13 protein-coding genes, 1 tRNA gene and 1 pseudogene are annotated in these 19,054 nt (G+C 74.4%); 9 read left to right on the top strand and 6 right to left on the bottom strand.

What is annotated here, in order from left to right:
* Positions 1–193 (top strand): annotated as a pseudogene (locus tag ACI79O_RS19920) (pirin family protein); the annotation flags it as partial.
* A 114-nt stretch (positions 194–307) separates the two neighbouring features.
* On the top strand, positions 308–1,708 hold the full coding sequence (locus ACI79O_RS19925) for a GH1 family beta-glucosidase (RefSeq protein ID WP_456892258.1): 1,401 nt from the start codon (positions 308–310) through the stop codon (positions 1,706–1,708).
* 42 nt (positions 1,709–1,750) lie between these two features.
* Here the strand turns inward: ACI79O_RS19925 and ACI79O_RS19930 are convergent, their stop codons facing one another.
* Together ACI79O_RS19930 and aceE are read right to left on the bottom strand one after the other, a co-directional pair.
* Entirely contained in the window at positions 1,751–2,701 is a 951-nt protein-coding gene (locus ACI79O_RS19930; protein ID WP_456892255.1) for an FAD-dependent oxidoreductase, read from the bottom strand.
* A complete protein-coding gene (aceE, locus tag ACI79O_RS19935; protein WP_456914991.1) occupies positions 2,701–5,499 on the bottom strand; it encodes a pyruvate dehydrogenase (acetyl-transferring), homodimeric type in 2,799 nt (932 codons plus the stop codon). The genes ACI79O_RS19930 and aceE overlap by 1 nt, the downstream gene beginning before the upstream one ends.
* A gap of 322 nt (positions 5,500–5,821) precedes the next feature.
* On the opposite strand from aceE, the gene ACI79O_RS19940 reads away from it, so the two are divergent.
* The 3 genes from ACI79O_RS19940 (at position 5,822) to ACI79O_RS19950 (ending at position 6,861) form a co-directional block, all read left to right on the top strand.
* Positions 5,822–6,247 carry a DUF3052 domain-containing protein gene (locus ACI79O_RS19940; protein ID WP_456875833.1) on the top strand — a complete coding sequence of 142 codons (426 nt, stop codon included), beginning with the start codon at positions 5,822–5,824 and terminating at the stop codon, positions 6,245–6,247.
* Positions 6,248–6,292: 45 nt separating this feature from the next.
* The gene (locus ACI79O_RS19945; RefSeq protein WP_456892251.1) at positions 6,293–6,754 is read left to right on the top strand and encodes a peroxiredoxin; all 462 of its coding nucleotides are present in this window, start codon (positions 6,293–6,295) and stop codon (positions 6,752–6,754) included.
* A gap of 35 nt (positions 6,755–6,789) precedes the next feature.
* Positions 6,790–6,861 (top strand) — tRNA-Val (locus ACI79O_RS19950).
* Positions 6,862–7,131: 270 nt separating this feature from the next.
* On the opposite strand, the gene ACI79O_RS19955 is transcribed toward ACI79O_RS19950, so the two are convergent.
* The 4 genes from ACI79O_RS19955 to ACI79O_RS19970 form a co-directional block, all read right to left on the bottom strand.
* Entirely contained in the window at positions 7,132–7,701 is a 570-nt protein-coding gene (locus ACI79O_RS19955; protein WP_456914992.1) for an integrase core domain-containing protein, read from the bottom strand.
* Positions 7,698–8,006, bottom strand: coding sequence for a helix-turn-helix domain-containing protein (locus ACI79O_RS19960; protein ID WP_456915007.1), 309 nt, complete (start codon positions 8,004–8,006; stop codon positions 7,698–7,700). Before ACI79O_RS19960 ends, ACI79O_RS19955 begins: the two co-directional genes overlap by 4 nt.
* 866 nt (positions 8,007–8,872) lie before the next feature.
* Positions 8,873–10,432, bottom strand: a complete 1,560-nt coding sequence (locus ACI79O_RS19965; RefSeq protein ID WP_456914993.1) for a hypothetical protein — start codon at positions 10,430–10,432, stop codon at positions 8,873–8,875.
* Between the two features lie 415 nt (positions 10,433–10,847).
* On the bottom strand, positions 10,848–13,286 hold the full coding sequence (locus ACI79O_RS19970; protein ID WP_456914994.1) for a LuxR C-terminal-related transcriptional regulator: 2,439 nt from the start codon (positions 13,284–13,286) through the stop codon (positions 10,848–10,850).
* A 1,086-nt stretch (positions 13,287–14,372) separates the two neighbouring features.
* Between ACI79O_RS19970 and ACI79O_RS19975 the strand changes: the two genes are divergently transcribed.
* From ACI79O_RS19975 to ACI79O_RS19990, 4 genes are all read left to right on the top strand, one after another.
* Positions 14,373–14,672, top strand: coding sequence for a hypothetical protein (locus tag ACI79O_RS19975; RefSeq protein WP_456892241.1), 300 nt, complete (start codon positions 14,373–14,375; stop codon positions 14,670–14,672).
* A gap of 133 nt (positions 14,673–14,805) precedes the next feature.
* On the top strand, positions 14,806–15,102 hold the full coding sequence (locus tag ACI79O_RS19980) for a hypothetical protein (protein WP_456892239.1): 297 nt from the start codon (positions 14,806–14,808) through the stop codon (positions 15,100–15,102).
* A 119-nt stretch (positions 15,103–15,221) separates the two neighbouring features.
* Entirely contained in the window at positions 15,222–15,515 is a 294-nt protein-coding gene (locus tag ACI79O_RS19985) for a hypothetical protein (protein WP_456892237.1), read from the top strand.
* Between the two features lie 168 nt (positions 15,516–15,683).
* Complete coding sequence (locus ACI79O_RS19990; RefSeq protein WP_456914995.1) at positions 15,684–18,836, top strand: glutaminyl-peptide cyclotransferase; 3,153 nt, start codon at positions 15,684–15,686, stop codon at positions 18,834–18,836.
* Positions 18,837–19,054: the final 218 nt, after the last annotated feature.

A 19,054-nucleotide genomic window follows, 5' to 3' on the forward strand; every position in this document is an offset into this window, starting at 1 on the left:
GCCGGCGCACGAGGTGCTGCCGGCGCCGCGCGGCTGGGTCGACCTCGGCCGTCCCGACGCCCGGCTGTGGCTGGGCTCCGGAGCGGGCGGCGAGGACGGGCCCGGCGTGCCCGACGGGGTGGTGCTGTGCCCCGGCGGCGGGAGGGTCGTCGTCTGGCAGGTCGATCCCGCCCGCCCCGCCTGGGCGGACTGATCGACACCCTTGGCGCCGGACGCGGCCGGGGCGTCCTGCACACTGCCCGCACTCCCCGGCGGCCTGCGTGCCGGTGCCCTCCCTGACCCGTCGTCCCGAAGGAGCCCACCTCCCATGACCACCAGCGACGGCCGCGAGGACCTCCTCGCCGGCCTGACGTTCCCGCCCGACTTCGTCTTCGGCGCCGCGACCGCGGCGTACCAGATCGAGGGCGCCGTCGAGGAGGACGGGCGGGGCCGGTCGATCTGGGACACCTTCAGCCACACCCCCGGCCGCGTCGAGCGCGGCGACACCGGCGACGTGGCCTGCGACCACTACCACCGCTACCGCGACGACGTCGCGCTGATGGGCGAGCTGGGGCTCTCGGCGTACCGGTTCTCGGTGGCCTGGCCGCGGGTGGTGCCCGAGGGCGCCGGCCGGGTGGAGCAGCGCGGGCTGGACTTCTACCGGCGGCTGGTCGACGAGCTGCTCGACGCGGGCATCGACCCGTGGCTGACCCTCTACCACTGGGACCTGCCGCAGGCGCTGCAGGACCGGGGTGGCTGGACCGACCGCGACACCGCGGCGCGCTTCGCCGACTACGCGGCGGTCGTCGTCGACGCGCTGGGGGACCGGGTGCGGCACTGGTCGACGCTCAACGAGCCGATGGTCAGCTCTCTGCTCGGCCACATGAGCGGCGCGCACGCCCCCGGCCTGCAGGACCCGGTGGCCGCCTCCCGCGCCGTCCACCACCTGCTGCTCGGCCACGGCCTGGCCGCCGGGCGCCTGCGGGACGCCGGCGTCGGCTCGCTGGGCATCACGCTGAACTTCACGCCGATGAACCCGGCCTCCGACTCACCGGCCGACGTCGACGCCGCCCGCCGGCTCGACGGCCAGCAGAACCGGATGTTCCTCGAGCCGGTCGTCTCCGGCGCCTACCCCGCCGACGTCGTGGAGGACCTCGCGGCCGCCGGGGCGCCCCTGCCGGTGCAGGACGGCGACCTGCAGACGATCGCCGCGCCGCTGGACTGGCTGGGCGTGAACTACTACTTCGAGGAGACCGTGCGGGCCGGGGGGCGCCCCGCCGGCCGGCCCCCGACGTCGTTCATCGGCGGCGAGGACGTCGACGAGCTCGACCCCGAGGGACCGACCACCAGCATGGGCTGGGGCATCAGCCCGCAGGCGTTCACCGACCTGCTGCTGTGGCTCGGCGAGAAGGCGCCGGGCCTGCCGCTGGTGGTCACCGAGAACGGCTCGGCCTGGGACGACGAGGTCGACGCCGAGGGCGCCGTGCGCGACCCCGCGCGGGTCGACTTCCTGCTGCGCCACCTCGCCGCGCTGACCGCGGCCGTGGAGCGGGGCGCCGACGTCCGCGGCTACTTCGCCTGGTCGCTGCTGGACAACTTCGAGTGGGCCCGCGGCTACGGCCAGCGTTTCGGCCTGGTGCACGTCGACTACGACACCCAGCGGCGCACGGTGAAGGACAGCGGCCGGGTCTACGCCGAGGTGCTGCGCCGCCACCGCGAGCGCGCCTGAGCCCGGCGCGGGAGCGCAGGTGGCCTGCGCTCCCGCGCCGCCTCACACCAGCGCGACGACGTCGGCCGCGCAGCCCCAGGAGAGGGTGACGCCCGCGCCGCCGTGGCCGTAGCAGGCCACCACCGGCCGGCCCGCCCCCTCGACGCGCTCGAGGCGCACGGTGGGCCGGCCGGGCCGCAACCCGACCGCGCGGGAGAGCACCGGCGCCTGCCGCAGCTCCGGCACCAGGGCCCGCGCCCGCGCGAGGACGGCGGCCTCGACGTCCGGGTCGGGCTCGGTGCCGGTGGCGCCCTCCACGGCGGTGCCGCCGCAGACGACGTCGTGCCCGCGCGGGACGACGTAGGTCAGCCCGTCGGGGCCGTCCTCGTCGAGCACCCAGCCGGTCAGGCCGGGGTCGGCCAGCCGCACCACCTGGCCCTGCACCGGCACACCGGTGTCGTCGCCGAGCAGCGGGCCCGAGGCCAGCCCCGCGGCGACGACCAGCGCGTCGCCGGGGACGTCACCCAGCCGCGCCACCCGCTCGGGGACGAACTCGACCCCCGCCGACCGGGCGGCGCCGGCGAGCCACGGCAGGTACCGGCCGGTGTCGACGACCGGGAGCGTGCAGCGGGTGCCGCCGGGCGCCCCGGGCGGCAGCTCCGCAGCCGTCGCTGGCCGGTGCGGGATGCCGACGGTCCACCACAGGTCGGGCTCGGGGGTGCGGTGCACCACCGTGCCCGGCCGCAGGGTCACCCCGGTGGCCGGGTCACCGGCGAGGGCGGTGAACACCGTCCGCGAGGCGGCACCCCAGCGGAGCACCGCGTCGGCCGGCGCCGCCCGGTAGGGGAACCACAGGGCCGCGGCCACGGCCGACGTGGTCCCCTCCGGGGGGTCGGCCGCGTGCAGCCGCACCCGGTGGCCGGCCCGCGCCAGCTCCAGGGCGCAGGTCAGGCCGATGACCCCGCCGCCGACGACGGCGACCCGGAGACCCGGGCCGCCGCCATCGCGCTGCATCAGGTGGCGGGGCTGGGGTCCGACCGCTCGTCGGCCGGCGCCGCCTGCGGGTCGCGGACCCGGTAGCGCTCCACCGCCTCGCGCACCTTCGCCCGGTCGAGCTCCCCCCGGTCGGCCAGCGAGGCGAGCGTGCGGACGACGATCGACTCGGCGTCGACGTGGAAGTGCCGCCGCAGCGCCGGGCGGGTGTCGGACAGGCCGAACCCGTCGGTGCCCAGCGTCGACATCCCGCCGGGGACGTAGGGCGCGATGAGGTCGGGGACCGCCTTCATCCAGTCGGAGACGGCGACGACCGGGCCCTCGGCCTCCTGCAGCCGCTGGGTCACGTAGGGGACCTGCGGGTCCTCCTCCGGGTGCAGCAGGTTGCGCTCGGCCACCTCGTCGGCCTGGCGACGCAGCTCGGTCCACGAGGTCACCGACCACACGTCGGCCGACACGCCCCAGTCCTCGCGCAGCAGCTCCTGCGCGCGCAGCGCCCACGGCACCGCCACGCCGCTGGCGAGCACCTGCGCCTTCGGGCCGTCGCCCTGGCCGGGCGCGTACCGGTACATGCCGGCGAGCAGCCCCTGGACGTCGAGGCCCTCCGGCTCGGCCGGCTGGTTGTACGGCTCGTTGTAGACGGTCAGGTAGTACATGACGTCGGGGCTGCGGTGCCCGCCCAGCGGCGCGCCCGGGTCCTCGCCGTACATGCGCAGCAGCGCGTCCCGGGTGATGTGCCCGACCTCGTAGGAGAAGGCCGGGTCGTAGGACACGACCGCGGGGTTGGTCAGCGCCAGCAGCAGCGAGTGGCCGTCCTCGTGCTGCAGACCCTCGCCGTTGAGCGTCGTCCGGCCGGCGGTGGCGCCGAGGACGAAACCGCGGGTCATCTGGTCGGCGGCGGCCCAGAAGGAGTCACCGGTCCGCTGGAACCCGAACATCGAGTAGAAGATGTAGATCGGGATCATCGGCTCGCCGTGCGTGGCGTAGGAGGTGCCGACGGCGGTGAACGACGCCGTGGACCCGGCCTCGTTGATCCCCTCGTGCAGGATCTGGCCCTGCTCGGACTCCTTGTAGGCGAGCATCAGCTCCCGGTCGACCGAGGTGTAGCGCTGGCCGGCCGGGTTGTAGATCTTCTGCGACGGGAACAGGGAGTCCATCCCGAAGGTGCGCGCCTCGTCGGGGATGATCGGCACGAACCGCGGGCCGAGGTCCTTGTCCTTGAGCAGCTCCTTGAGCAGGCGGACGAACGCCATCGTCGTCGCCACCTCCTGCTTGCCCGAGCCGCGGCGCAGGACGTCGAGGGCCTTGTCGTCGGGCGCCTTCAGCGTCTTGAACTCCGCCCGCCGCCGCGGCACCGCGCCGCCCAGGGCCCGCCGGCGCTCGAGCATGTACTGCATCTCGTCGGAGTCCGGGTCGGGCTTGTAGTAGGGCGGCAGGGTCTTGTCCAGCGCCTCGTCGGGGATGGGCAGGTAGAGCCGGTCGCGGAAGGCGGCGAGGTCCTCGGCGGTCAGCTTCTTCATCTGGTGGGTGGAGTTGCGGCCCTCGAAGTGGCTGCCCAGCGTCCAGCCCTTGATGGTCTTGGCGAGGATGACCGTCGGCTGGCCCTTGTGCTCGACGGCCGCCTTGAACGCCGCGTAGACCTTGCGGTAGTCGTGCCCGCCGCGGGAGAGGTCCCAGACCTCCTTGTCGCTCATGGACTCCACGAGCTTGCGGGTGCGCGGGTCGCGGCCGAAGAAGTGCTCGCGCACGTAGGCGCCGTCCTCGGCCTTGTAGGTCTGGTAGTCGCCGTCGGGCGTGGAGTTCATCAGGTTGACCAGCGCGCCGTCGCGGTCGGCGGCCAGCAGCGGGTCCCACTCCCGGCCCCAGATCACCTTGACGACGTTCCAGCCGGCGCCGCGGAAGAACGACTCCAGCTCCTGGATGACCTTGCCGTTGCCGCGCACCGGGCCGTCGAGCCGCTGCAGGTTGCAGTTGACGACGAAGGTGAGGTTGTCCAGCTCCTCGCGGGCGGCCAGGCCGATCAGGCCGAGCGACTCGGGCTCGTCCATCTCGCCGTCGCCGAGGAACGCCCAGACGTGCTGGTCGGAGGTGTCCTTGATGCCTCGGCTGTGCAGGTACCGGTTGAACCGGGCCTGGTAGATCGCGTTCATCGGGCCCAGGCCCATGGAGACGCTGGGGAACTCCCAGAAGTCGGGCATGAGCCGCGGGTGCGGGTAGGACGACAGCCCGCCGCCGGGGTGGCTGACCTCCTGCCGGAAGCCGTCGAGCTGGTGCTCGGTCAGCCGGCCCTCGAGGAAGGCGCGGGCGTAGATGCCGGGGGAGGCGTGGCCCTGGAACCAGATCTGGTCGCCGCCGCCGGGGTGGTCCTTGCCGCGGAAGAAGTGGTTGAAGCCGACCTCGTAGAGCGAGGCGGAGGAGGCGTAGGAAGAGATGTGCCCGCCGACGGCGATCCCCGGCCGCTGCGCGCGGTGCACCATGATCGCGGCGTTCCAGCGGATGTAGGCGCGGATCCGCCGCTCGGTGTCCTCGTCGCCGGGGAAGTACGGCTCCCGCTCCGGCGGGATCGTGTTGATGTAGTCGGTGCTGCGCAGCGCCGGGACGCCCACCTGCTGCTCACGGCTGCGCTGCAGCAGTTTGAGCATGAGGTAGCGGGCGCGCCCGCGGCCTGCGTGCTCGACGACGCTGTCGAGCGACTCCACCCACTCCTGGGTCTCGTCGGGATCGGTGTCGACCAGCTGACTGGGGAGCCCGTCGGTGATGACCGCGCGGGGCTGGCCGGCGTCGCGAGTGGGTTCTCCACCCTGCTGCGGTGAGCTCATGGGTCCATGGTCGCGCGTCGGGCGCCCCGGCGTCACGCGAGGACCCGTACGGCCGCCGTTCCGCGCCGCTCCGGGGTCCGCGCGGCGTCACGCGGACGTCTTGCGCCTGACCAGGCATGCCCTACGCTCCTGCCCACGCGGACCGACGTCGTCGGCGCCGCACGTCCGGGCTCGAGGGGGGTGACATGACCAGGCTGCGGGTGCCCTCCCCGCCGGTCGTGTCCGTCGTCGGCCCACCCCTTCCGCACACGCCGGGGAGCCGGCGTCGCGTGCTCGCCGAACCACGGCCGGCACCCCACGGAGCCTCGGAGGAACAGCAGGGATGAGCGTCGACTCGGGCAGCGCCAGCATGGCGGCCCGGCTGGGCATCAAGCCGGGCATGGTCGTGCAGGAGCTCGGCTGGGACGAGGACGCCGACGAGGACCTGCGCGACTCCATCGTCGACGTCTCCGGCAGCGACATGGTCGACGAGGACACCGACGAGGTGGCCGACGTCGTCCTGCTGTGGTGGCGCGAGGACGACGGCGACCTCGTCGACGCCCTCGTCGACGCCATCGCCTCGCTCGCCGACGACGGCGTCGTCTGGCTGCTGGTGCCCAAGTCCGGGCGGCCGGGCCACGTCGAGCCCGGTGACGTCACCGAGGCCGCGCCCACCGCGGGCCTGGCCCAGACCAGCAGCATCTCGGCGGCCAAGGACTGGTCGGGCATCCGGCTGGTCACCCCGAAGACGGCGCGCACCCGTCGCTAGGGACCCGGTCACGGCACCCCCGGCGGGTGCGGCACGATCGGGCGCATGAGCCTCTCCGTCGGCGACGTCGCGCCCGACTTCAGCCTCCCCGACTCCGACCGTCAGGTCGTCTCCCTCTCCGAACTGCGCGGGACGCCGGTGCTGGTCGTCTTCTACCCGTTCGCCTTCTCCGGCATCTGCACCGGTGAGCTGTGCCAGCTGCGCGACGAGCTCGCCGTCTACACCGACGCCGGCGTGCGCGTGGTCGCGATCAGCACCGACCCGGTGTTCAGCCTCAAGGCGTGGAAGGACCAGCAGGGCTTCGACTTCGCGCTGCTGAGCGACTTCTGGCCGCACGGCGCGACCGCCCAGGCCTACGGGGTGTTCAACGAGAAGGCGGGCATGGCGCTGCGCGGCACCTTCCTGGTCGACGCGGAGGGCAGGATCGCGTTCGCCGAGGTCAACGCGCCCGGTGACGCGCGCGAGCAGTCCGGCTGGAAGGACGCCGTCCAGGCGCTGGCCGCCTGAGGCCCGCCGCCCGGGGCCCTTAAGCTGGGTGGCCGGGGCGCGTAGCTCAGCGGGAGAGCTCTCGCCTTACAAGCGAGTGGTCGCAGGTTCGATCCCTGCCGCGCCCACGACTGTGATGTCTCAGGACGTCGCGGACGCCCGAACCCACGAGTTGTGGGTTCGGGCGTCTCTCATTTCCGGGCGGGGCCGGGTGGTCGGCCGGTGGCCTGGTGGTCCTTGCGAGGATCGAGGGTCAAGTCGCGAAGGAGTTCACCGGTGGCGGCGTTGCTGACGCGGATGTGCAGGTCCTGAACGAGTAGTAGGGCGTCGGTTCGGTGAGGGTTCGGCCGACGCCCATGTGGTGCAGGCGGCCGTTGACCCGCAGCGTGCGCATCCGGCTAGGTCGATCCTGTCGTGGCGGAGTCGGTCGTGGGTGTCGCGGGCGCGGCCGGTGCCGAGGTGCCCCTGGGCCGTGCGGCGTAGGCGGCCGCGGGGGTGGACCAGTGCGGTAGCGAGCGGTGCGGTCGGTCGTGGTTGTAGGCCCGGATGCAGGCGTCGACGAGGGCCTGCAGGCCGGTGATGGCGACCGGCTGCACTGGCTGGGCGACCAACCATTCCCTCATCGTCTGCTGGAAGCGTCCGACCCTGCCGCAGGTGGTGGGGTGGTCGGGGCGGGAGCTCTTCTGCACGATGCCCAGCCGGCGCAGCTCGTGCTCCAGGTGGTTGCGGCCGGCGCGACCGCCGGCGAAGCGGGTGGTGTAGACGGTGCCGTTGTCAGTCAGCGTGGACGCCGGATGGCCGTGCTCGGCGGTCGCCTGGGTGAAGGGGGACCACGGTCGCAGCCGTGATCCGGGCGTGCGCGAAGACGTGTGAGGCCAGCCGGGAGTGGTCGTCGAGCCAGCTGGTGATCTCGGTGTCGGCGCCGGTGGCCAGCCGGTGGTGAGTGACGTCCGACTGCCAGGTCTCATTTCGGCATCCCGGCCTGAACGCGCAGGTAGCAGGCCTTGGGCCGCTCGGCCGACTGGGGGCTCACGGCCCCGGAACGGGTCAGGATCCGGTGCATCGTGGCCCGCGACAGCGTGATCCGGTGCCGGTGGGTCAGGTGCCAGCCGATCGTCTCGGCGCCGGCGTCCAGGCCCGCGTCGTGCAGCTGCTTGCGGATCCGCTGCACCAGCTCGACGGTCGGGGGGGGCGTGGCCCGGGGTGAGGTGTGCGCGCGCCGGGAGCGGGGCTCGAGCGCCGCGTCGCCCTCGGCTCGGTAGCGGGCCAGCAGTTCCTAGAGCCAGGACCGGGAGACGCCATAGGCGGCCACGACCGCCTCGGGGCTGCGTCCCTCGACCTCGACCGCGGTGATGACCAGCCGGGCTTTCGACGTGGTCGAGCCTCAGCCGGCCGTCCGGCATGACCTGCGACACCAGTCCGGCATGTCCCGAGACACCCGTCCGGTGTCTCCTGAACCAGGACACTGCCGCGCCCACGACTCCCACTCGACCTGCGGCGGCACCTCACGGGTGGAGCGTGCTGGGCGGGCGCAGCGGTCAGACGCGGCGTGACACCCGCCTGTCGGGAGCCGCCCATGGGGCTCGCCGTCGTCCCCGACCCGGCTGCCGCCGACACCGCGTGGTCGGAGTGCCGGCGGGACTGGCTGACGGCGTTGCGCGCCCAGGGCAGGAGTCCGAGCGCTGAGCCGGCGAGGGGCGGCGGTCGGCATCGACCGGCTCCAGGCACACCGTTCCGGCACCGTGGCCCACGCCCACCCGGCCGCCGGGCACTGGAACGGGGCTCGTGGACCTCGTCGGATGGTCCAGCGCGCAGGCGGTCCGGCGCTTGGAGGCAGCACTCGGCCCGAGCGGGCGCGGGCCGAGCACCGTCGACTGGGTCTGGGCGACCGGATCCGGTCACCGGAACCCCCAGGGACCAGCAGGGCGTGTCCGGCCACGCGTCGGCCACGGAGTCAGCACACGTGGCCCCACGCGGCCAGGTGTGTGCGCCGATGACCCTCCGGTTCAGGCCTCCGGCGGTGGCGTCCGGACTCTGATGCGGGTGCCCGAGCCGAGCGGAGTGATCGCGCAGTCCCCGCTGCGGCCCCTCCCGGTGTCGCGTCCAGACTGTTGACGGGCAGCGGCTCCCGCGGTGACCTCAGCCGTCGCTGGCGTCACCGGTGAGCTGCTCGGCGGGAGCGACGTCCTCCGCGGTGGCCGCCTGGGTCGCGGTGGAGGCGTCGACCGCCAGCGACAGCGCGCCGGCGTCGCCGCCATCCCCGCCGCTCAGGCCGTTACCGCCGTCCTCGCCGGCACCACCGTCGCCGCCGGCACCTGCCTCGCCGCCGGTCGCGCTCGCGGCTCCGGAGGTCGCGTCGCCGGTGGTCGCAGTGTTCGCGGCCGTGGCGGCGCCGCCGTCGGCACCGGCGACGGCCGTCTGGTCGATGGTGGGGCTGTTCACCGCGACCGACGCCGCGACGGCGTCGCCGCCGTCGCCGCCGTCCCCGCCGTTCCCGCCGCCGGTGTCGTCGACCGTGTCCTGGTCACCCCCGCCGCTGATCGGGGACGACTGCTCGACGATCGGGTCGGCAGCGATCGTGCCACCCGTGCTGTCCGTGCCGCCGTCGCCTCCGGCTCCGCCGTTGCCCCCCATGGCCTCCGCGCTCCCCGACGAGGCGTCACCGGTGACCGCGGTGTTGGCCGCGGTGGCGTCTCCACCGTCACTGACGGCCGTGGCCGTCTGGGTGACCGTGGGGCTGTTCACCGCCGCCGAGACCGCGGTCGCGTCGCCGCCGTCGCCGCCGTCCCCGCCGTTCCCGGCGCTGGCGTCGAGGACGATGGTCTGGTCGCCCTCGCCGCTGTGCGGCCGGTCCCGCTGGGCCATCGGGCCGGTGGTGATCGTGCCGCCGGCGCTGTTCGCGCCTCCGTCACCTCCGTCGCCTCCGTCGCCTCCGACGGCGAGCACACCAGCGGCGGTCGCGTCACCCGTGGTGACGGTGTTCGTGGCGCTCGCGGTGCCCGTGACGGTGACGGCGGTGGCCGTCTGGGTGACCGTGGTGGTGTTCAGCGCCGCCGAGAGCGCGGTCGCGTCGCCGCCGTCGCCGCCGTCCCCGCCGTTCCCGGCGCTGGCGTCGAGGACGATGGTCTGGTCGCCCTCGCCGCTGTGCGGCAGGTCCTGCTGCATCGTCGGGCCGGTGGTGATCGTGCCGCCGGCGCTCCCCGTGCCGCCGGTTCCCCCGGCACCCCCGGCGCCGCCGACGGCCGTCGCGTCGCCGGCGGTCGCCCCGCCCGTGGTGACGGTGGCCGTGGCGCTCGCGGTGCCCGTGACGGCGACGGCGGTGACCGTCTGCGTGACGGTGGTCGTGGTGACGGCGAGGGATGCAGCGATGGCGGTGCCACCGGCCCCGCCGGTTCCCGCGTTACCGGCGCTCGCGTCGTAGACGACGACCTGGTCCCCGTCGCCGCTGTGGGGTAGGTCGAGCTGCACGATCGGCTTGCGGCTGATCGTCCCGCCGGTGCTGCCTGCACCGGCACTGGTGTCGACGACGACGGTCTGGGCGCCCTCCCCGCTGTGCGGCAGGTCCCGCTGGATGACGCGCGGTGTCGAGCCGGTGCCTCCGCCGGGAGGGGCGGCGTGCGCCTGCGTCGAGCCGGCGAAGACCAGCGCACCTGCCAGGAGTGTCGCGGCCGACGCGCGCGTGACCGTCCGGGATGCCATCGTCCGTTTCCTCCGTCGTGCACGTCCTGGGAGGAGGCCCCGGACCCCGTGGCCGGTAGGACAGCCCCCGCTGAGCGCGCCGGCGGCGCGTAGCGGCGACCGTAAGGGCGACGCCGAGGAGGCCGACAGGGACCAAGGGCCCGGCAGGATGCCGAGGGCCGGGCCCGCAGCATGGTGGGCGCCTCGAGGGCTGCTCCGCGGCCGGGGTCGCGCCGGCCGGCCGTCGATGCGGCGTCGGGCTCCATCTCGTCGAGTGGCAGCTGCCGCAGACGGGTGAGGTCGGAGCGGCCGGTGCCGAGGCCGGCGATGGCAGGACGCACCCCCCGGCCCAGAGAGGCCTCACGAGTGAGCGGTCGCAGGTCCGACGCCTGCCGTACCCACCTACCCGTCCGCGCGCCGGGATGCCTGGCGTGCCTCACTGCCGTGCTCTCGGCGGCCCCGGCTCCGGAGGGCGCTGAGTCCCCGGTCGGGGATTGGTGCGGGGCAGCGGCACCCACCCTCGGGCAGCCGTGACCAACGGGACCGTGAGCGCGGTCCGGGTGCTGATCCCGAGCTTGGTGTAGGCGTGCGCGAGGTGCGTCTCGACCGTGCGGACCGACAGGTGCAGTCTCTGCGCGATGGAGGGGTTGCTCAGTCCCTCGGCCGCCAGTGCGGCCACCTCCCGTTCCCGAGCCGTGAGTGGGCGCACACCCACCCGCTGGAGGGCGGGGGAGTGCACGTCCCCTGCCGCTCGGGCGAAGGCGACCGCCCGCGCGGCGGAGGCGGCTGCCCGGCGCCGCTCGCCGGACGCCGCATGCGCCTCGGCCGCCTGCGCGGCGGCGTCGGCAGCGAGGGCGGGGGCACCCATCGACTCGAACTGGGTGGCGACCTGGTCCAGCAGGTCCCCGTCCCCACGAGTCAGCGCGTCGGCGTGTGCGGCACAGGTGCCGACCAGTGGGCCCTCGACGGCTCCCGCCAGCTCCTTCAGCCGTCCCGCTGCCTCGCGGGTCCCGCCGAGACGGACGACGGTGTGCAAGGCGCGTGCCTCCACTGCGGGCTGCCTCGTCCCCGCGGCGCACGAGGCTGCCTCCAGCGCCGCGGCGAGCGCGTCCTCGCGGCGGTGCTCGACGGCCGCCGTCCAGGCGTGGGCGAGGTGGGTCTCCGGCGCGAACACGGTGACCGCGGAGGGACTGGGCGCTGCCAGGATCTGTCGGGCGCGGACCTCGTCCCCGGCCAGGGCGTGGGCCTGGGCCAGCTGTGCCCGACACAGCCCGAGCAGCCCGAGGGGGTCGCGGTCGGCCAGCCCGGTGGCCGCCTCCGCCAGCCACCGGAGCGCCCCGGCCGGACGGCCCGTGGCGAGCGTCGCCGAGCCGACGGCGAGTGCGGATACTGCATCACCGGCCCAGGCGGACCGGGACAGCGCGGACCGGTGCAGCTCGTGGGCCCGTTGCACGGCCTGCCGGAACCGCCCGGACAGCTCCAGCGCCAGGACCTCCGCGTGGGTGAGCGCGGCCCGCGCGGTCGACGACTCCACCGTCGCCGCGCCCTCGTCGAGCGCCGTCCACCCCTGCCCGGCGGTGGTGAGCGCCTCGTCGGCGCGGCCGAGGACGGCGAGGGCGCCGGTCCGCGCGGCACACGCCCACAGCCGGGAGCGCAGATCGCTCCGGGCGCCCTCGGTCAGGTCGAGCGACTCCCACGGTCGTCCGGCGGAGAACAGCAGCAGGCCGCGCACCCCGGACAGCAGGGCCTGCTCGGTTGCCGGAGCAGCGGCGTCGGCTTCCTCGGTCGACCCGAGGCCGTAGAAGCGATTGAGAGTCCTCGTGACGACGAGCTGCTCCTGCTCGGCGGCTGTGCCCGCCTCGGCCTGCCGCACGGCGCACTCGGCCTCCACCGGACGTCCCTGCCACCGGAGCGCCTCCGCCAGGACGACCGAGGCCGCGGTGCGCGCCCCTCGCTCCAGCGCGACCCGGGCAAGCCGTTCGGCGGTACGGTGGTCGGCCGACGCGCAGGCCTGCTGAGCGGCGCGGACCAGGACATCCGCCGCGACCGTCGAGCCACCGGTCTGCAGGAGGAGCTCCGCGGCCCGCACCGGGTCCTCCTCGGTCCATCGTCGCGCCGAGGCGGTCCCGACGAGGCGGAGCTGGAAGCGTCGGGCGGTCGCGTGTGGCAGCTGGGCGCGGAGGCCGATCGCGTGCAGGGGTTCGGTCAAGCGCGCGGTCGGCCCGTGTGGCGTCCCCTCGACGGACACCAACCCCCGGCGTTCCAGGGAGGCGACCGCCTCCGACGAGGTGAGCTCCACGAGGTCGGTCAGGTCCAGCGGACCGCCGACGGCCAGCAGCTCCGCCGCCGCTTGCTCGTCAGGTCCCAGATCGCCGGTCTCCACCTGGAGCACGTCGAGGAGTCGCTGCGTCGGCTCGACGTCGCCGTCCCAGCGCCACACGCCGCCCACCTGGTGCAGGCGACCGGTCTCCGAGCCGGCCGCCACCAGCTCGCGCAGGTGAGCCACGCTTCCACGGCTGGTGCGCCAGAGGAACTCCGTCGTGCGACTGTCCACCGTCCCGTGCACCACCGCGGTGAGCAGCCGGTCGACCTGGCCGCGAGACCACGGCAGCAGCTCGACCCTCGTGGCCAGCCCGTCCTTCCACAGGGCGGCGATGACGTCGGGTGGCCGGGTGCCGCCGCGGACGGTGAGGACCACGCTGGCCTTGCGTGTGAGGACCAGCTTGTGCACCAGGGTGGCCGACAGGTCGTCGAGCAGGTGCGCGTCGTCGATCCCCACGATCACGCGCCCGTACTGCTCGCGCCGGGCGTCGAGTGCGGCAGCCAGGGCGTGCCAGGCCGACGTCGCCTCCGACGTCGCCCCCCCGACCGGCACCAGGTGTGTGAGTGCCCCGAGCGGGATGGCCTCCGTGCTCCGGGTGCAGGTGACCCATTCGGTACCGCGTCGCCGCGTACGCAAGACCCGGATCGCCTCCTGGGCCAGCCGGGTCCGGCCTGCCCCGTGTCGGCCGGAGACCACCACAGCGGCGGGCTCGGCGCCGTCGACCTCCTCGAGGAGGGTGCGCAGCTCCCCACCTCGATCGACGAAGACCCATTCCGCCTCCGGGTGCGCCGACCGCTCGGGCGGTTGACCGGGAAGATCGACACTTCCGGACCCGGGGTCGTCGTGCGGCGGCCCGTTCCCGTGGAATCGCGTCGTCTCCCCCACGGGCCAGTACTTTATGGGGCCGCGCGAGTCTCGGCGGAGGCCGATTGCAGCGGGACCACCCCGGCCGCACGACCGTTCCGCACGCGAGTTGCGAGGCCTATTGTCCTTCGCCTCCGGGAGTCGGTCGATCGATTTCCGGAAACCCGCAGGTCACCGCGTCGGAGCTGCCGTCCCGCCGCTGCCGGACGCGCCTCGCGCGGGGGCCGGTGGTCCCACCGGGGTCGCGCCCACGGTCGGCGGCACGGGGGTCTCGCGTGTCCGTGTCGTTTCCCGCATGTTCCCCAGTCGGCCGCGTGGCGCGCCGAAGTACGTATCGGTAACCGGACGGACAGTGATCAGCGCTGATCAGGGCGGTGCGCCGGGTTGTGGGGGCCATGCGTCGACCGCAGCTGCCGGCGTCGTGGCGACGTCGGGGACTCAGTGCGGTCACACGACCTGCTCGACGGGCGACGCCGGTTGCCCGGTGTCAGTGATGGGCCCGGCTGATCTACGTAGTCCACCGCAGGGGTCTCCGTAGGGCACCTATTCGACATGGGCGGGCGTGGGCATGAACGTCGGTATCCAATTTGACTATCAGTTATTCCCGGGTTGCGCCCCGCAGAGATCTGATGAAATGGTCGGGCCCGTCGACGCCACATGGGGATCGGCGACCGGTCGGGGCTGAGGGAACGTCTGCTGGGCCATTTCATGGCCGTTTTCCATGGTCTCCGGCTGCTGTCTCAGGACCGTCATACCGGACGACCAGGAGGACTCATGTTCGAGGACCAGTACGTCGAGTTGCTGCCCGCACGCACCACCATGCAGGTGGCGATCGACATCACCGGTACCGGCGGCGCCGGTGGCGCCGGCGGCGCCGGCGGCTTCGCTGCCGCGCTCTCGGCCGCGGCGAACGTCGTGTTCGCCGACCAGACGGCGGAGGCCACCTCGGTGTTCGGCGACGCGACCGCCGCGAACGCCGTCGTCACCGGCGACGCGACCGCCGGGAACGCCACTGCCGAGGGTGGTGCCGGTGGTGCTGGTGGCGCCGGTGGCGCCGGCATCGGCGGCGCGTGACCTGGCGCCGCTGACCTGACGTGGTCGGTCGGTGTGGCGCCGGGGAGGCGGTCTGCTCGAAGTCTCCCCGGCGTCCGCCGGCCGTCCCGGCACGACCCTGAGCACCGACCACACCGACCAACCAGGAGGACCCATGTTCGAGGACCAGTACGTCGAGCTGCTGCCGGCCCGCACCACCATGCAGACCATCACCATCAACGGCACGGGCGGCGCCGGTGGCGCCGGCGGCGCCGGCGGCTTCGCCGCCGCAGCGTCGGTTGCGCTCAACCTCGTGGAGGCGAGCCAGACGGCGACCGCCACCTCCGGGTTCGGCGACGCCACCGCCGCGAACGCCGTCGTCACCGGCGACGCGACCGCCGGCGACGCCACCGCCACCGGTGGTGCCGGCGGCGACGGCGGTGCCGGTGGCGCCGGCATCACCGCCGGCTGACCTGACGCGGCCAGCCGGGGGAGCACCGGGCAGGTGACGTGCGTGACGTCGTCCTGGTGCCCTTCGGCCGTCCCGGCACGACCGTAGGAACCAACCGCACCGACCACTCAGGAGGACCCATGTTCGAGGACCAGTACGTCGAGCTGCTGCCGGCCCGCACCACCATGCAGACCATCACCATCGTCGGTACGGGCGGCCCGGGCGGTCCCGGCGGCGCCGGCGGCGACGCCCTGGCGCTCTCCCTCGCGGCCAACGTGGTGGTGGCCACGCAGACCTCGACCGCCGTCTCGGTGTTCGGCGACGCCGCCGCGTTCAACGAGGTCACCACGGGCAACGCCACCTCCGGCGCGGCCGAGGCCACCGGTGGCGCGGGTGGCGCGGGCGGCGCCGGCGGCCCGGGCATCAGCGGCTGACCTGTACGCCTGAACGGCGGTCCCCGCCCCATAGCCTGACGGGACGGGACCGCACGGACGAGGAGGGGGGCGACCGGAACTCGGTCGCCCCCCTTCCGTCCGACACCGGCCGTCGACCGTGCGGCGGCACGGCCCCAGAGAGGACGAGAGCACCAGGTGACGCAGACAGTGCCACCGAGCAGCCTGGCCGGGGAGCCGGCGGCGCTCGACGACCACGTCCGTCGCCTCGCCGAGGGCACCGAGCTGCTCGGTGCGTACGCCGACTCCGGGTACCAGGAGCCGAAGTACCTCGTGTGCCGCGCCGACGGCCAGGTCATGCAGCTGCCCGAGCTCCTGTACCGGGTGGCGGAGTCCCTGGACGGCCACACCGCCGGGGAGGTCGCCGCCGACCTGAGCGCACGGCTGGGCCGGGACCTCACCGCCGAGCAGGTGCTGTACCTCGCCGACGAGCGCCTCCGTCCCGTCGGGCTCATCGCCCCGGAAGCCGCCGAGGCAGGCGACGCGGAGGCGGCGCCGCCTCCGGTCCGTGCCGACCCGCTGCTGGGGTTGCGGTACCGGGTGGACCTCGTCCCGGAACGGGTCGCCCGGCACATCGCCGTGCTGTTCCGCCCCCTCTTCCTGCGCCCGGTCTGGATCGCGGCGGTGGCCGCGTTCGTGGCCGTCGACGTCGCGATCCTCGCCCAGGGCGACCTCGTCGGCCGGCTCACGGCGAGTGTGACGGAGTTCGTCCACCGCCCGGGCCTCACCCTCCTGCTGCTCGCACTGGTCCTCCTCTCCGGGGTGTTCCACGAGTGCGGCCACACCGCTGCCTGCCGGTTCGGCGGCGCTCGCCCCGGCGCCATGGGGGTCGGTGTCTACCTGGTCTGGCCGGCCTTCTACAGCACGGTCACCGACTCCTACCGCCTCAGCCGGACCGGGCGCCTGCGCACCGACAGCGGCGGCGTCTACTTCAACGCCCTCGTCATGACCGCGGTGGGCCTGGCCTACCTCGGTACCGGGCAGGCCTGGCTGCTGCTGGCGGTCTTCGCCATGCACCTGGAGACCACCCGCCAGTTCCTCCCCCTGCTCCGGTTCGACGGCTACTACATGCTCGCCGACCTGATCGGGGTGCCGGACCTGTTCGGCTACGTCGGGCCGGTGCTCAAGAGCCTGGTGCCCGGCCGTCCGGCGGACCCGCGGTTGCGGGCGCTGCGGCCCCGGGCGCGCCGGCTGATCGCCCTGTGGGTGGCGGTCGCCGTCCCGGTGCTCACGTACTACCTGGTCGTGCTCCTCCTCGTCCTGCCCCGGGTGCTGCCGGTGGTGTGGCAGGCCGCGCTCGCGTACGGCGACGTGATGCAGACCGCGCTGGGCGAGGGGGACCTCCCACAGGTCGTCCTGAGCGTGTTCCAGCTGGTCCTGTTCCTCGTGCCCTGGGTCGGCATGGTCCTCGTCCTCTGCATGGTCGGGACCCTCCTTCGTCGCATCGTCGTGTCGTGGGGGTGGACCTGGCTCTCACCCGGCCGGTGGACGGCGGCTCGCCACTACGTCGTGCCCGTGGGACTCGGCCTGCTCGGGGCCGTGCTGGTCCTGCGCGTGACCCTGGTGGCCCTGTCCGCGCCGCTGTCCTCGACCGAGGCCCGGATCGCCGCGAGCGCGGCGGGCGTCCTGGACGTCGGGCGTGCGGCCGCTCCGGCAGTGGGTCCGGGCGAGACGCTCGTACGTGACCAGCTGGCCGCCTTGGCCGGTCTGACCGGCGCGTTCGACCGGCACGCGAACGTCCTGGGTGGCGGGCGTGAGCTGGCCGTCCTGGCCGTCCTCGTCCTGGTCACCTGCCTGCTCCTGGTCTGCGTCGTCCACCGCTGGCGGCCGATGGCCGTCGCCGTCCCCCTGGCGGCGGTGGCCGCGATGGGTCCTGCTGTGTCGACCCTCGCCACCCTGGGGCCGGCCGTGGTGGGGGCTGCCTGGGTGGCCGCGGGCGGCACCGCGCTGGCGCTGGCCGCTCGGGACCGCCGCGAGGACGGCGGCCGGCAGGGGCAGCTCCTGCACCTGCTCCTGGGCGGGGTGGGAGCCGTGGCCGTGGCGGTGGGGATCGCGACGGCGCCGTTGCTCGGCATCCCCGTCTCCGTCGCCGCTGTCCTGCTGGTGGTCCGCCGGGGAGCGGCCCCGGGGCCCGTGGCCTGGTGGACCCCGCTGGCCGTCGCGGCGTTCGGGGTCGCGGTGCTGACCGCACTGGTCGCCCCGGTGCTGCTGCGCACGCGTGCGGGAACCGTGCTCTCCGTCCCGGAGCAGCAGGTCCTCGTGGCCACGGCGCTGCTCGTCGTCGCCGCGGTGTCGACAATGCGCGAGCTCTGGTGGGCGGCGGTGGTGCTGGGGTCCCTGGTCGTGGTCGCGCTCCTCCCCGCGCCGGGTGCCGTAGGGGTCCTCCCGCTGGCCGTGTGCGCCGCCGCCGTGCTCGCCGCTCTGGCCGTGCACTCGCTGGTGCGGCGGCGTCCGGTGGAGCGGCCGCACCCGCTGGTGCGGACGGCGCTCGTGGCGCCCGCCTTCGTGCTCGTCCTCGTCGGCACGCTCTTCGTGCCCGCGGCGCTCCCGGCGTCTGCGGAGCAGTACCTGACCAGCCGGTCGACGGCGGCGTCGCCCACCGCACCGGAGGTGCCGGTGCTGCGGGCGGAGGTGCTGAGCGAGGTCCCGCACGACCCGTCCGCCTTCACGCAGGGCCTGGAGCTGGACGACGGCGTGCTCTACGAGGGCACCGGACTCGCCGGCCGATCCGAGCTACGGGAGCTCGACCCGGAGACGGGGGAGGTGCGGCGGGCCGTCCCGCTTCCCGGGCAGCTGTTCGGCGAGGGCATCGCGGTGACGGGGGACAGCGTCTGGCAGCTCACCTGGCGCGACGGTGTGGTGCTCGAGTGGGACCGCGACACCCTCACGCTGCGTCGGCAGCTACCGCTGGCCGGCGAGGGCTGGGGCCTGTGCTCCGACGGCGCGCGGCTGGCGCGCAGCGACGGCAGCGACCGGCTGTACTTCCACGATCTGGGCACCTTCGCGGAGACCGGCAGCATCGCCGTGACGCTGCGGGGGACCCCGGTGACCCGGCTCAACGAGCTGGAGTGCGTCGGCGGTGAGGTCTGGGCCAACGTGTGGCAGACCGATGAGCTGGTCCGCATCGACACCAGCAGTGGAGCGGTGACCGCGGTGGTCAACGCGGCCGCCCTGCTGGACCCGCAGCGACGGGCCAACGCCGATGCCGTGCTCAACGGGATCGCGGCCCTCGGTGACGACGAGTATTTGCTCACCGGCAAGCTGTGGCCGGTCTCCTTCCGGGTCCGCTTCACCCCGATGTGACCGTGGACCCGTCGTGCCCGATGCACTGGAGGTGGAGCCCGTGATCTCCGACCCTGCATCCCCGCCCCGCCGGCGCTGGCCGCGTGGAGGGCCCGCCCTGCGCCGCCACCCCGGAGTGCTCGCCGGGGTGCTCCTGCTCGTCCTGTTGACCGCCTGCTCGACCTCGCGCGACCCCGGCGGCTCGAGCGCCTCCTCTGGTGCGGCCGGCACCTCCGGTG

Source organism: Geodermatophilus sp. SYSU D00696 (assembly GCF_054050235.1).

Bases quoted from the DNA above. Each gene is read 5' to 3' on its own strand.
- ACI79O_RS19925 (WP_456892258.1), top strand. From the start codon at position 308: ATGACCACCAGCGACGGCCGCGAGGACCTCCTCGCCGGCCTGACGTTC.
- ACI79O_RS19930 (WP_456892255.1), bottom strand. From the start codon at position 2,701: ATGCAGCGCGATGGCGGCGGCCCGGGTCTCCGGGTCGCCGTCGTCGGC.
- aceE (WP_456914991.1), bottom strand. From the start codon at position 5,499: ATGAGCTCACCGCAGCAGGGTGGAGAACCCACTCGCGACGCCGGCCAG.
- ACI79O_RS19940 (WP_456875833.1), top strand. From the start codon at position 5,822: ATGAGCGTCGACTCGGGCAGCGCCAGCATGGCGGCCCGGCTGGGCATC.
- ACI79O_RS19945 (WP_456892251.1), top strand. From the start codon at position 6,293: ATGAGCCTCTCCGTCGGCGACGTCGCGCCCGACTTCAGCCTCCCCGAC.
- ACI79O_RS19955 (WP_456914992.1), bottom strand. From the start codon at position 7,701: ATGAGACCTGGCAGTCGGACGTCACTCACCACCGGCTGGCCACCGGCG.
- ACI79O_RS19965 (WP_456914993.1), bottom strand. From the start codon at position 10,432: ATGGCATCCCGGACGGTCACGCGCGCGTCGGCCGCGACACTCCTGGCA.
- ACI79O_RS19975 (WP_456892241.1), top strand. From the start codon at position 14,373: ATGTTCGAGGACCAGTACGTCGAGTTGCTGCCCGCACGCACCACCATG.
- ACI79O_RS19980 (WP_456892239.1), top strand. From the start codon at position 14,806: ATGTTCGAGGACCAGTACGTCGAGCTGCTGCCGGCCCGCACCACCATG.
- ACI79O_RS19985 (WP_456892237.1), top strand. From the start codon at position 15,222: ATGTTCGAGGACCAGTACGTCGAGCTGCTGCCGGCCCGCACCACCATG.